This window comes from Pseudomonas sp. NPDC086251, from assembly GCF_044746405.1.
GTDB lineage: Bacteria > Pseudomonadota > Gammaproteobacteria > Pseudomonadales > Pseudomonadaceae > Aquipseudomonas.
Map to the genome: position 1 here is coordinate 188736 of NZ_JBIVBY010000011.1, position 12924 is coordinate 201659.

At 59.7% G+C, this 12924-nt stretch carries 8 protein-coding genes and 1 pseudogene; 3 read left to right on the forward strand and 6 right to left on the reverse strand.

Going from position 1 to position 12924, the window contains the following annotated elements:
- Positions 1-84 precede the first annotated feature (84 nt).
- Positions 85-1338, reverse strand: a complete 1254-nt coding sequence (gene glyA, locus ACIPL2_RS15625; protein WP_059402023.1) for a serine hydroxymethyltransferase — start codon at positions 1336-1338, stop codon at positions 85-87.
- Positions 1339-1576: 238 nt separating this feature from the next.
- Positions 1577-5425: an EAL domain-containing protein gene (locus ACIPL2_RS15630; protein WP_401357707.1), complete on the reverse strand. Its 3849-nt coding sequence runs from the start codon at positions 5423-5425 to the stop codon at positions 1577-1579.
- 283 nt (positions 5426-5708) lie between these two features.
- Between ACIPL2_RS15630 and ettA the strand changes: the two genes are divergently transcribed.
- Together ettA and gdhA are read left to right on the forward strand one after the other, a co-directional pair.
- Positions 5709-7373: an energy-dependent translational throttle protein EttA gene (ettA, locus tag ACIPL2_RS15635; protein WP_201116263.1), complete on the forward strand. Its 1665-nt coding sequence runs from the start codon at positions 5709-5711 to the stop codon at positions 7371-7373.
- A gap of 374 nt (positions 7374-7747) precedes the next feature.
- Entirely contained in the window at positions 7748-9085 is a 1338-nt protein-coding gene (gene gdhA / locus ACIPL2_RS15640) for an NADP-specific glutamate dehydrogenase (RefSeq protein WP_401357709.1), read from the forward strand.
- Here gdhA and ACIPL2_RS15645 read toward each other — a convergent pair.
- The 4 genes from ACIPL2_RS15645 to ACIPL2_RS15660 all read right to left on the reverse strand — a co-directional run bounded on the left by ACIPL2_RS15645 (position 9082) and on the right by ACIPL2_RS15660 (position 12659).
- Entirely contained in the window at positions 9082-9576 is a 495-nt protein-coding gene (locus tag ACIPL2_RS15645) for a GreA/GreB family elongation factor (RefSeq protein ID WP_401357711.1), read from the reverse strand. The genes gdhA and ACIPL2_RS15645 overlap by 4 nt on opposite strands.
- A 70-nt stretch (positions 9577-9646) precedes the next feature.
- Positions 9647-10003: a hypothetical protein gene (locus ACIPL2_RS15650; protein ID WP_401357712.1), complete on the reverse strand. Its 357-nt coding sequence runs from the start codon at positions 10001-10003 to the stop codon at positions 9647-9649.
- Positions 10004-10223: 220 nt separating this feature from the next.
- On the reverse strand, positions 10224-12077 hold the full coding sequence (locus ACIPL2_RS15655) for a DUF4105 domain-containing protein (RefSeq protein WP_401357713.1): 1854 nt from the start codon (positions 12075-12077) through the stop codon (positions 10224-10226).
- Between the two features lie 93 nt (positions 12078-12170).
- Positions 12171-12659 (reverse strand): DUF3015 domain-containing protein, encoded by a 489-nt coding sequence (locus ACIPL2_RS15660; protein ID WP_008154254.1) that lies wholly within the window; start codon positions 12657-12659, stop codon positions 12171-12173.
- Positions 12660-12831: 172 nt separating this feature from the next.
- Between ACIPL2_RS15660 and ACIPL2_RS15665 the strand changes: the two are divergent.
- Positions 12832-12924, forward strand: a pseudogene (locus tag ACIPL2_RS15665) (acyl-CoA dehydrogenase family protein); the annotation flags it as partial.

Consider the following 12924-nt stretch of genomic DNA (forward strand, 5'->3'; position numbering starts at 1 on the left):
TTGTTGTTTTTATTAGTTGTAGTTGGCAGGCATAAAAAAACCGGCACAAGTGCCGGTTTTTTGATTGCGGTTAAACGGGGCTAATTAAGCGCCGTACACCGGCAGCTTCTTGCAGATAGCCTTGACCTTCTCACGAACGGCGTCGATCACCGCTTCGTTGTTCAGGTCTGCCAGGATGTCGCAGATCCAGCCGGCCAGTTCCTTGCACTCTGCTTCCTTGAAGCCGCGAGTGGTCACAGCCGGAGTACCGAAGCGCAGGCCGGAGGTAACGAACGGGGAGCGTGGATCGTTTGGCACGGAGTTCTTGTTCACGGTAATGAACGCCTTGCCCAGAGCGGCATCAGCGTCTTTACCGGAGATTTCCTGCTTGATCAGCGACAGCAGGAACAGGTGGTTTTCAGTACCACCGGACACCACGTCGAAACCGCGCTCGATGAACACGCCGGCCATGGCCTTGGCGTTTTTCACCACTTGTTGCTGGTAAGCCTTGAACTCAGGCTGCAGCGCTTCCTTGAAGCAGATCGCCTTGGCAGCGATCACGTGCTCCAGCGGGCCGCCCTGGGCGCCCGGGAATACCGCGGAGTTCAGCTTCTTCTCGATGTCGGCGTTGGCGCGAGCCAGGATCAGGCCGCCACGTGGACCGCGCAGGGTCTTGTGCGTGGTGGTGGTCACGACGTCAGCGAAAGGCACCGGGTTCGGGTAGACGCCTGCGGCGACCAGACCGGCCACGTGAGCCATGTCGACGAACAGGTAGGCGCCAACCTTGTCGGCGATTTCACGGAAACGCGGGAAGTCCAGAATCTGCGAGTAGGCAGAGAAACCGGCCACGATCATTTTCGGCTTGTGCTCAACCGCCAGGCGCTCGACTTCGTCGTAGTCGATCAGGCCGTTGGCGTCGATGCCGTACTGAACGGCGTTGTACAGCTTGCCGGAGGACGACACGCTGGCACCGTGGGTCAGGTGACCACCGTGGGCCAGGCTCATGCCCAGAATGGTGTCGCCTGCTTGCAGCAGGGCCAGGTAAACGGCGCTGTTGGCTTGCGAACCGGCGTGCGGCTGGACGTTGGCGTAATCAGCGCCGAACAGTTCTTTGGCACGGTCAATGGCCAGTTGCTCGACCACGTCGACGAACTCGCAACCGCCGTAGTAGCGCTTGCCCGGATAGCCTTCGGCGTACTTGTTGGTCAGTACCGAGCCTTGAGCTTCCATCACCGCTGGGCTGGTGTAGTTTTCCGAAGCGATCAGCTCGATGTGTTCTTCCTGGCGCTGAGCTTCTTGCTCCATGGCGGCAAAAAGGTCGGCGTCGTACTTGGCAATAGTCAAATCACGGCTGAACATGGCGGTCCTCAAGGATCGGGGCAGAAAAGGGGGGCATTCTAACCCAATGGGTTTTAGATGGCATATGAAAGGACATCATGTCGCAGACAAGTGGGCTTCATGACCGATATGCGGTGTCTGTGCCGGCCCCTTCGCGAGCAAGCCCGCTCCCACATTTAACCGAGTTCTTCCAGGGGAATGCGGTCGAATGTGGGAGCGGGCTTGCTCGCGAAGGCGTCATCGGCCGCGGCGCAAAGTTTCAGTCGAACATGAACAACGCATCATTGCTGAACTGCGCTTCAAACCGGCTCGCCGGCATCGGCCGCCCGAACAGATACCCCTGAACCTCATCGCAACCATGCTCACGCAGGAAGTCGAGCTGCTCATGGGTTTCCACACCTTCGGCGATCACCGCCAGGTTGAGGCTGTGGGCCATGGCGATGATCGCCCGGGCAATCTGTGCATCCTGTTCACCCGACGGCAGGCCGTCGACAAAGGTGCGGTCGATTTTCAGCACGTCGATGGGAAACTGCTTGAGGTAGTTCAGCGACGAGTAACCGGTGCCGAAGTCGTCGACCGCAATGCTCAGGCCAAGGTTTTTCAGGCCGGCGAGAATCTGCATCGCCTCGCTGACTTCGCGCATCAAAATACTTTCGGTCAGCTCCAGCTCCAGGCACGCCGGGGGCAGGCCGGTTTCCTTGAGAATGGTGGCGATCCGCGTGCCAAGCTGGCCATCGGAGAACTGCCGGGCCGAAATGTTCACCGAGACTTTCGGCACCCGCACCTTGGCCTGATGCCAGGTCTTGAGCTGACGACAGGCCTCGCTGATGACCCAGTCGCCGACGTCCACCACCAGGCCGAGCTCTTCGAGCACCGGAATGAAATCCCCCGGCGGCACCAGACCGCGTCGCGGATGACGCCAGCGCAGCAAGGCTTCGGCGCCGGTCAAGCGTTTGCCGTCACCGCTGAACTGCGGCTGGTAGTACAGCACAAATTCGTTTTGCTCCAAGGCGTGACGCAGGTCGCTTTCCAGCTCCAGACGCTCCAGGGCGCTGGCGTTCATGTCCGCCTGATAGAACTGGAAGTTGTTTTTGCCGCGTTCCTTGGCGTGGTACATCGCGGTGTCGGCGTTCTTCATCAACTGGCTGAGTTCGTTGCCGTCTTGCGGGCTCAGGGCGATGCCGATACTGGCCGTGACGAAGAACTCGCGGCCTTCGAGGACGAACGGTTTCACCAGGCTGGCGAGAATCTGTTCCGCCACATGAATCGCCCGGTTCAAGGCAACTTCACGGTTGATGCGCGGTTGCAGCAACAAGGTGAATTCATCGCCGCCCATGCGCGCCACGGTGTCGTCATCGTCGACGCAACCAAGCAGCCGCGTGGCCATTTCCTTGAGCATGCGATCGCCGGCGGCGTGGCCCAGCGAGTCGTTGATCGGCTTGAAGCGGTCGAGGTCGAGGAACATCAGTACCACCCAGGACTTCTGCCGGTCGGCCGATTGCAGCGCCGTGTGCAGGCGATCCTGGAACAGCGTGCGGTTCGGCAGGTGAGTCAGGGCGTCGTAGTAGGCGAGGCGGTGAATCCGCTGTTCACTGGCCTTGCGCTCGCTGATGTCGCTGAAGAAACACACATAGCTCGCCAGATCGCCTTCGTCGTCCAGCACCGCTGTGATTCCCACCCAGGCCGGGTAATGCTCGCCGTTGCGACGCTTGAGCCAGACTTCGCCTTCCCAAGTGCTGTGCTGATTCAGTTGCTTGAGCACATAGCGCAGATGAGCTTCCTGCTGGTCATCGACGGTGAGCATGTTCGGCAATTGATCGAGCACTTGTTCCACCGCATAACCGCTGACGCGACTGAACGCTTCGTTGGCCTGGACGATGTAACCGGCCGGGTCGGTGATCAGGATCGCCGAGGTCGAATGTTCAAACACCGTCGCCGCCATGCGCAGGTCTTTCTCGGCCCGGCGTTGCTGGCTGATGTCGCGGCCGACGCCCAGTACGCCCTCGAATGCACCGTGTTCGTCCCACACCAGCACCAGCCGCAGTTCGATCGGAATCTTGCGCCCGTCAGCCCGCAGGCAGTCGAACAAGAACAATTGCGTCTGCACCTGACTGCGCAGCAGCGCCAGTTGCTCGGGTTTATCTAGCGCTTTGCCGACCCGGTCCATCAGCTGGTAAATGCCGCTCAGTTGTTGCGGGTTGGCGATGGTCGATTGCCAGCCGTTCTGGAAAATCCAGTCGACGTCGTAACCCAGCACGGCGTGCACCGACGGGCTGACGTAGTTGAGCGACATCTTGCTGTCGGTGGAGAAAATCACGTCGCTGATGCTTTCGGCGAGCATCCGGTAACGCTGCTCGCTGTCGCGCAAGGATTCACTGGCTTCGATCTGCTCGGTGATGTCCTTGGCCACGCCGATGATCCGCGTGACCTGATCGTTCTTGTCCCGCGCCAAGGCTTGTTCGCGAATCTCGAAACGCCGCCATTTGCCGTCCCGGTGACGGAAGCGCAGCTGGCATTGCAGCAATTGCCGGTAACCGGCGTGCCGCTGGATCTGGCGTGAGCGATGGTAGAAGTCGGCATCTTCAGGGTGCAGGAGGATTTCCCAGAAGTACTCGCCCATCTGGTGCAACTCGGTGCGGTTGTAGCCGAGTGTCTGCCCCAAGTGGTGGTTGCTGAAGATCATTCGCTGGCTGATGACGTCTTGCACGTACAGATGATCCGGCACCGTGCGCACGACGTCAGACCAGAATCCTTCACGCTCCAGCAGCGACAGTTCAATGAGCTTGCGGCTGGTGATGTCGGTGATGCTCAGGATCACCGCTTTATAGTCGTCCTGGTGTTCCGGCAGGCGCAGTACCAGCCACAAGTGCTGGTCGCGGCCGTTGGCGTCCTGGAGTTTGATTTCCAGTTCAAGCTGCTTCTGATGATTGAGCACCGCTTCAAGCATTTGATTGCCGATGGCCGGGCCGCTCAGCGGACCGCCGGCGATCAGCAGATTCCAGGCCTGTTTGCAGGAATTGACGTTGAGCAGTTGCAGGGCAACCTGGTTGACCTCGGTGATCCGCAGCTCCTGCAGCAATGCCTGACGCTGTTCCGGGATGTCCAGCCAGGCGTGCAAGCGTTCGTTGCTGTGCACCTGGGCCTTGTCGAAGGCGCTTTTGAGGCCGGACACATCGAGTACGCACAAGGCAACGCCGGTGCCTTCGAAAATATCCTGGTAGCGGCGACGGCCTTCGTGCAGCTGGCGTTGACGGCGGCGCATGCTCAACAGGGCGATGAACGGCAGCAGGGAAAAGGCCAGGCCCAGCAGGCACTTGCCGATGAACGCCGGCAGCAGCTGTTCCAGCACTCGATGGCGGTCGAAAAGCCCGCGCAGTTGCCAGTCGCTGCTGCTCAGGGGAACGGTGAGCACGCTGTTGGCCCGGTCTTCGGGGGTCAACATGCCCGGATTGACCGAAGGCAGCGCTTCATCGCGACTGATGATCTGGTGGTTGACGCGGTTTTCCACCAGCCATAGCGGGCGAATGGCGGCTTCGTTTTGTTTGGACAAGGTCGAGAAAAAACTCGGCGTCAGGCGCAGGGCCCAGTAGCCGCGAGTGCTGCCACTGGCTTGATGCAGCAGCAGATGCACCACGGAACCGTCGTCGGCGTTACTGAAATAGTGCGCCTGGGCACGGCTGCGTCGCACCAGTTCGCTCAGGTAGTCGGCATCATCGCTGTCGGCGGCGCTGTCGCTGATCATTTTTCCGGAGGGACTGAGTAACGCGAGGCTGCGCACTTGCGGCAAGGATTGCTGCAGTTTGCGCAGCAGGGCCTGCTGTTCGTCGGCGCTTTGCGGTTGCTCGACGATCGGCAGCAGGTTGAGGGCGATCTGCGCGTTCAGCGCCATATTCAGGCTGACTTGCGAAGCGAGATCTGCGGTGTAGTCGATCGTGTATTGACGCTGGTTTTTCTGTGTTTCGCGAAGCTGGTCGAGCAGCTGCCAGAACAACAGCGCGAGCAGCATCAACACGAGTGTCGCCAGCGCGCCCTTCAATGTACCGCGCAGGGGGGAGCCGACCGCAACAGTCGGTGCACGGGTGGTCAGGGGCGGAGTGACATTCGACAAACTGTAATCCTGCGGATTGGCTGGACTGGCGCGGCGTGCACTATAAGCCGGACGCCCGAAGGGCGGCTAGCATGCCTTGAGTTGTGGCGAAGTGCCAGCCCCGCTCGGCTGGACGGCCTTCTGTCATTCAGGTAGCTTTGCCGGTTACGCGGGAGCGTTCCAGCTCCTAGAATCAGGTTTTTTCAGCGCGCACCATTGATACCCATCAATCGTCGACGCGCACGGCCTGGCCGGGCATCGCCCGCGCTCCAACCATTCATCTGTCACTGACCCAAGGTTCTCCATGGCTCAATACGTCTTCACCATGCATCGGCTGGGCAAAGTTGTTCCGCCGAAGCGGGAAATCCTGAAAAACATTTCGCTGTCGTTCTTCCCCGGCGCCAAGATCGGCGTACTCGGCCTTAACGGTTCGGGTAAGTCCACGCTGCTGAAAATCATGGCAGGCGTCGACACCGAGTTCGACGGCGAAGCCCGTCCGATGCCGGACCTGAACATCGGCTACCTGCCGCAGGAACCGATCCTCGATCCGACCAAGACCGTGCGTGAAGTGGTCGAGGAAGCGGTCAGCGTGATCAAGAATGCCCAGGCGCGTCTGGACGAGGTCTACGCGGCTTACGCCGATGAGGATGCCGACTTCGACAAACTGGCGGCAGAACAGGCCAAGCTCGAAGCCATCCTGCAAGCCAGCGACGGTCACAACCTGGATCGCCAACTGGAAGTCGCCGCCGATGCGCTGCGTCTGCCGGCGTGGGATGCCAAGATCGAATTCCTGTCCGGTGGCGAGAAGCGTCGTGTGGCCCTGTGCCGCCTGCTGCTGTCCGCCCCCGACATGCTGCTGCTCGACGAACCGACCAACCACTTGGACGCTGATTCCGTCGCCTGGCTGGAGCACTTCCTGCACGATTTCCCGGGTACCGTGGTTGCGATCACGCACGACCGTTACTTCCTGGACAACGTGGCTGGCTGGATTCTGGAACTCGACCGCGGCGCCGGTATCCCTTACGAGGGCAACTACTCGGGTTGGCTCGAAGCCAAGTCCGACCGTCTGGCTGCCGAATCCAAGCAGCAGTCGGCCCACGAAAAAGCCATGAAGGAAGAACTGGAGTGGGTGCGCAAAGGCGCCAAGGCCCGCCAGTCCAAATCCAAGGCTCGTCTGCAACGCTTCGAAGAAATGCAATCGCAGGAATTCCAGAAGCGCAGCGAAACCAACGAGATCTACATCCCGGCCGGTCCGCGCCTGGGTGACAAGGTCATCGAGTTCAAGAACGTCTCCAAGGGCTACGGCGATCGCGTGTTGATCGACAACCTGTCGTTCTCCATGCCCAAAGGCGCCATCGTTGGCGTGATCGGCGGTAACGGTGCCGGTAAGTCGACCCTGTTCCGCATGCTGATGGGCAAGGAAACGCCGGATTCGGGCAGCATCGAAGTCGGCGAAACCGTGCAACTGGCGTGCGTCGATCAGAGCCGCGAAGACCTGGACGGCAGCAAGACGGTGTTCCAGCAAATCTCCGACGGTTCCGATCAGATCCGCATCGGCAACTACGAGATTCCGTCGCGTACCTACGTCGGTCGCTTCAACTTCAAGGGCGGCGATCAGCAGAAGTTCGTCAAGGACCTGTCCGGTGGTGAGCGCGGTCGCTTGCACCTGGCCTTGACCTTGAAAGAGGGCGGCAACGTCCTGCTGCTCGACGAACCGTCCAACGACCTCGATGTTGAAACCCTGCGTTCCCTGGAAGAAGCCCTGCTGGACTTCCCGGGCGCCGCCATTGTGATCTCTCACGATCGGTGGTTCCTTGACCGCGTCGCGACACACATCCTGGCGTACGAAGACGACTCGCAAGCAGTGTTCTTCGAAGGCAACTACACCGAGTACGAAGCCGATCGCCGCAAGCGCCTTGGCGAAGCGGCTGCCCAGCCGCACCGGGTACGGCACAAAAAACTGGCCTGATTTCGGGTGGGTTGCATAAAAAAACGGAGCCTTCGGGCTCCGTTTTTTTGTCCGGGTTTTTTCAGCGATAACGAGTTGAAGCCATCGCTGGCAGGCCAGCTCCCACAGAGTTTTGTGCTGACAACAAATCCCCGATTCACCACCAATCCACTGTGGGAGCTGGCCTGCCAGCGATGGCGGTGTAACTGTTGGTGCATTTCCTGGATTCGATCTCCCTGTTCAGGTGCAAAACCAGCCAAAAAACAGGCTTATTTATATCCTGTGCACCATTTAATTTCATAAATGCGACATGTTGCTCTGTTCCTGTGCGCGATTCGTTTGCTAAAGTCCGGCCCCATCGCTTCCAACGACAATAAATTTGCCGAGACTTTTCCATGTTCGAATCCGTTGAATCCTTCCTTGCCCGCCTGAAAAAACGCGATCCTGACCAACCCGAATTCCACCAGGCCGTGGAAGAAGTCCTGCGCAGCCTGTGGCCGTTTCTTGAAGCCAATCCGCACTACCTGACCTCCGGCATTCTGGAGCGGATTTGCGAACCGGAGCGGGCCATCGTGTTTCGGGTGTCCTGGGTCGACGATCACGGCAAGGTGCAGGTCAATCGCGGTTTCCGCATCCAGATGAACAGCGCGATCGGCCCCTACAAGGGCGGCCTGCGTTTCCATCCATCCGTGAACCTCGGCGTGCTGAAGTTCCTGGCTTTCGAACAGACCTTCAAGAACTCCCTGACCTCGTTGCCCATGGGCGGCGGCAAGGGTGGTTCGGACTTCGATCCGAAAGGCAAAAGCGACGCCGAAGTCATGCGTTTCTGCCAGGCCTTCATGAGCGAGCTGTACCGCCACATCGGCGCGGACGTTGACGTTCCTGCCGGTGATATTGGTGTCGGTGCCCGCGAGATCGGTTTCCTGTTCGGTCAGTACAAACGGTTGAGCAACCAGTTCACCAGCGTGCTCACCGGCAAGGGTCCAAGCTATGGCGGCAGCCTGATTCGCCCCGAAGCCACCGGTTTCGGCTGCGTGTACTTCGCCGAGGAAATGCTCAAGCGTCGCGGTGAAGCCGTCGAAGGCAAGCGCGTGGCCATCTCGGGTTCGGGCAACGTCGCGCAATACGCGTCGCGCAAGGTCATGGACCTGGGCGGCAAAGTGATTTCGCTGTCCGACTCCGAAGGCACGTTGTACTGCGAAAGCGGTTTGACCGAAGAACAGTGGCTGGCGCTGCTGGAGCTGAAAAACGTCCAGCGCGGGCGCATCAGTGAACTGGCCGGCCGTTTTGGCCTGGAGTTCCTCGCCGGCCAGCATCCATGGTCTTTGAACTGCGACATCGCGCTGCCGTGCGCGACGCAAAACGAACTGGACGCCGAGGCCGCTCGCACCTTGCTGCGCAACGGCTGCATCTGTGTGGCGGAAGGGGCGAACATGCCGACCACGCTTGAAGCGGTGGACCTGTTCGTGGAAGCGGGCATATTGTTTGCGCCGGGCAAGGCATCCAACGCCGGTGGTGTGGCGGTGAGCGGGCTAGAGATGTCGCAGAACGCCATGCGCCTGCTATGGACCGGTGGTGAAGTGGACAGCAAACTCCACGCGATCATGCAGTCGATCCACCATGCTTGCGTGCATTACGGCGAAGAGAATGGTCGGGTGAATTACGTCAAAGGCGCGAACATCGCCGGCTTCGTCAAAGTCGCCGACGCCATGCTCGCCCAGGGCGTGGTTTAAGCCGGTTCGATGCGGATGATCTCGATCGACTGATCGCCGGCCGGACGTTGCCACAGCACCTCGTCACCGAGTTGCGCCCCGAGCAACGCCCGGCCCAGCGGTGAACCCCAATTGATCAGGCCCACCGCTGCGTCTGCCTGGTCCTCACCGACCAGTTGCACGGTTTGCTCGGTGTCGTGTTCGTCGGCGAAGGTCACGCGGCTGCCGATCTGCACTTTCTGCGTTGAGTTGGCGGGCGTTACCACCTGAGCGCTGTGCAGGCGCTGGTTGAAGTAGCGCAAATCCCGTTCAAGGTCCGCCTGGCGCTGTTTGTCGGCCTGCTCGCCTTTGGCCGATTGCTCGCTGAGCAGCTGTTGTAGCTCGCTGACTTTCGCCTGCAATTGGGCCAGGCCCGTGGGCGTGACGTAATTGGGTTGCGCGCTGACCTGCCGTTCGACCGGCTGATCGGCTTGCGCGGCGGCATTATCTTCATTGACGAAGGCACGACTCATGGTTTTCTCCCGTTATAGGGTTTGGTCCATGGTCGCAGGCTTTTAGTTTCGAGGGATATCTGTCAGCGACTCATTGCGAGCGATAGGCACGGGCAGCGCTTTGATCTTTTTGCTGCTGCCAGGCTTTGTCGCGATCGTCCCAATGGTGGCTGCGGTAGTCCTCGCGGTCCTCGTTTTCGCGCATGGCCTGGCACTGGCGGAACCCGTCGCTCCAGCCTTCGGCGTATTGCTTGTCCTTGAGATAACGCGGGACGTTCTTGCGAAATTCACCGGTGATCGCCCCAGCGGCTTGCCGGCCACTGCTGCAACCGTCATCGAAACCATCGGCGAACGCCGGTGGATAACCTTTGGCGATCAAATCCTCGTGGGTCGTCTGGCAACCTGCGAGCAACAGCAACACACCCAACACACCTGCGCAACGCCACATCTCGTACTCCCGGGGCCGTTCAACGGCCTATAAGGGAAGTCTCGGAGTGGATTCGTCAGGTATTCGTGAAAGGTCTGTGATTAATCCGTTGAGCACCACAAATCAAATGTGGGAGCGGGCTTGCTCGCGAAGGCGGTGTATCAATCGACATCGATGCAAACTGACACACCGCTTTCGCGAGCAAGCCCGCTCCCACATTTGTTTTGTGGTGCATTGGGGATCAGTAGTGATACCACTTCACCTCAAGCATCACTTCATTCTCGGGTGAGGCCAGGTGGCTGAATTCGCGTTGGGCACTCAGGCGCAGACCGAGGTTGCGCGACAATTCCCACTGCTGATTCAGACTCACGCTACGGCGTACTTCGCCATTGGTGAAGAAGTCGCCCTTGGCCTCCAGGCTGAAGTTGCCCAGCGGGTTTTTCCACAGCAGGCCGCTGTTGAAACCCGCCGCCGGGGCGATGAAACCGGCGAAGTCGTTATTGTGCTCCACGCGCACCGTGCCCAGGGCAAAACCGAGCAGGTCATCACCCAGTTGCCAGGTGCCACCACCGCCACCGTTGACGTGGCTGACCAGCGTTTCATCGTCATGCTTGCCCGGTACGCGCTCCAGCCCGCCGGTGACCTGCCACGAGAGCGGTTGCAGCAACGCGTTGCGCGGGGTCAGTGAGCGAATGGTCGCCAGGTCCAGTTGCTGGAACTGCCAGTGATTACCTTCGTACTGGCGCAGTTTCATTTGCAGGATTTCGATCTGCGCACCGAGGGGAAAGCTTTCGGCGTTGTCGTTGAGGTCGTGATAGGCCATGCGCAGACCATATTCACCAAAGGTTTTGTCGCCCCGAGTGCCAATACCGGCTTGCCAGGTGCGGGACTCATGGCCGTCCTCGGGCAGGCCGGGGCGCGCGATATCCAGCTCCGGCGGCGGGTTCTGGTTGATCGCCCGCAGCAGCTCGAAAGATCGCTGCGCCCGTTGCGGGTCGCGTTCCTGACCGTTGGCGCGGTAGCGTTCCAGTCGATAAGCCGCGTCGATGATCAGCGCCTGACGGTCGCGGGGTTGTGCCTTGAATGCCGGCTCCTGCAATTGTTTCTGGTCAGCGCTGACCTTCAGCACCCAATCCTGTTCTTCACCCGTCAACGGCTCGGCGCGGCTCAGCAGTTCGCGCTCGCGGGACGGGCGATACTCGATGGACTCCACCAGCCCGGCTTCTTTCACGGCTTTGACGGTGTCGGTGGGGATGGCGGTCAGGGGGAATTGTTCGGTCAGGCGCAGGCTCGGACGCGCCACTTGCAGCAGTTCCAGCAGGCGATAGGAGCAGTTTTCGTCAAAGAAAAAATAGTCGAACTGGATCTGTTTCAGTTCCCAGACGTGCTCGACCATGCGCTCGGTTTCTTGCTGGGTCAGGTTCAGGCGGTATTCCCACAGGTCGCGGTTTTCGAGACTGCGGTATTCCGAGAGTTTTTCCTGATAGGGCACCAGTGCAAACAGCCCCGGATAGCCGCCCATCAAGCCTTTCCAGGCATACAGGATGCTGTTGTCCGAGCCTTCGATGTAGGCGCCGAAGTTGATGGCGTAACTGAGCAGGGCGGTTTGATTGCTCTGCACGTCAGCCTGGTCGATGCGCAGCAGGGTGTGACCGAACATCGAAGACGGACTGTTCAAATAGGCCGCCGGAAAAATCATCACTGCGCTGTGAGGTGAAACGTCCTTGAACCATTTCGTGAACTCAGTGCAGTCCAGCGTCGGCAGATCGCTCAGGTTGAGCTGCGCCTTCAACCAGCGGGTGCGCGCGGGGTAGACGCATTGAGCGTGTTGTTCGCCGGCGCTGGCGGGGGCGTATAGCGCTTGTACGGTCGCGGCCAGTTCACGGTCCGGATGTTCGTTGCCGTCGGGAGCAAGAAAGAATTTCTTGTCGCTGACATAGCTGCGCCAGCCGCCGAGCTTGGCGGTTTCATAGTGGCCCAGGGAAATCCAGAAGGGGTCATTGGCCAGTTGCTGCAAACGTTGATTGTCGATGTGGGGCGCGGCAGACAGCGGGGCGCAGACACAGAGCGCCAGCCAGGCAAGGCGTTTGAGCATAGTGGGCAACTTAAGTCGAAAGAAACAAAGACCCAAAAAGGGACAGGTCCAAAAAATAAAGCCCGCTCCCCGAAAGGCGCGGGCGTGTCGAGCTTAAGCTTGAGTGGCGTACTTGGCCAGACGAGGATCGGACTTCAGGACAGCCAGGGTGTTGGTATGCACGTCGTCAGCGGTCACGTCAGCCTTGCTGAAGATCTGCTGGAAGTGCTCGTGAGTCACAGCAGCGAAATGCGCACGGTCTTCCGGCGCCACGCCCAGTACCACGGCGTAAGTAGTCAGTGCTTCGCCCTGACCTTTAGCCATGTCTTCGGACAACTCGTTCATCATGCCATTCATGGCAATCCAGGATTTGCCGCCATAGGTCAGCGACGCATTGGTCGAGCAACCGTTGGTACCCGAGGTCATACCGAATGTTGCGTTGCCGGAAGTGCCGTTGGTGGTGGATGCCAGGAAGTGAGCCGGGGTGCCACGCTGACCTTCGAACAGCATGTTGCCCCAACCGCAATCCGGGCCGCCTGGCGCCTGAGCCATGGCGTTGATGGATACAGCGGTGAAGAGAGTACCGAGAAGAATCCGTTTCATAGCTTTGTTCTCTTTATGTGCATACCAATGGACAGGGGTCTGGCCCGATCTGGCGCCAGTGGGCCGGTTATTGTTCCAGCCGCGCAGTTTGGAGTTTAGGCACGTTCCAGGGGTTCCGTGATTTTTTGCAAAACATTCGTTGAAATCATTGATTTGCGCCCGTCCCGCCTAGTTCGTCGAGCACGAGATCAACCCGCACGTCGAGGAGTGGGAAAAAGCCGGACGCTTTCCGATCCACGAGATTTTCCGCAAGGCCGGCGACCTC

What these genes read in the sequence shown, in the direction of transcription:
- glyA (WP_059402023.1), bottom strand. Translation starts at nt 1,338, where the DNA reads ATGTTCAGCCGTGATTTGACTATTGCCAAGTACGACGCCGACCTTTTT.
- ettA (WP_201116263.1), top strand. Translation starts at nt 5,709, where the DNA reads ATGGCTCAATACGTCTTCACCATGCATCGGCTGGGCAAAGTTGTTCCG.
- gdhA (WP_401357709.1), top strand. Translation starts at nt 7,748, where the DNA reads ATGTTCGAATCCGTTGAATCCTTCCTTGCCCGCCTGAAAAAACGCGAT.
- ACIPL2_RS15645 (WP_401357711.1), bottom strand. Translation starts at nt 9,576, where the DNA reads ATGAGTCGTGCCTTCGTCAATGAAGATAATGCCGCCGCGCAAGCCGAT.
- ACIPL2_RS15650 (WP_401357712.1), bottom strand. Translation starts at nt 10,003, where the DNA reads ATGTGGCGTTGCGCAGGTGTGTTGGGTGTGTTGCTGTTGCTCGCAGGT.
- ACIPL2_RS15655 (WP_401357713.1), bottom strand. Translation starts at nt 12,077, where the DNA reads ATGCTCAAACGCCTTGCCTGGCTGGCGCTCTGTGTCTGCGCCCCGCTG.
- ACIPL2_RS15660 (WP_008154254.1), bottom strand. Translation starts at nt 12,659, where the DNA reads ATGAAACGGATTCTTCTCGGTACTCTCTTCACCGCTGTATCCATCAAC.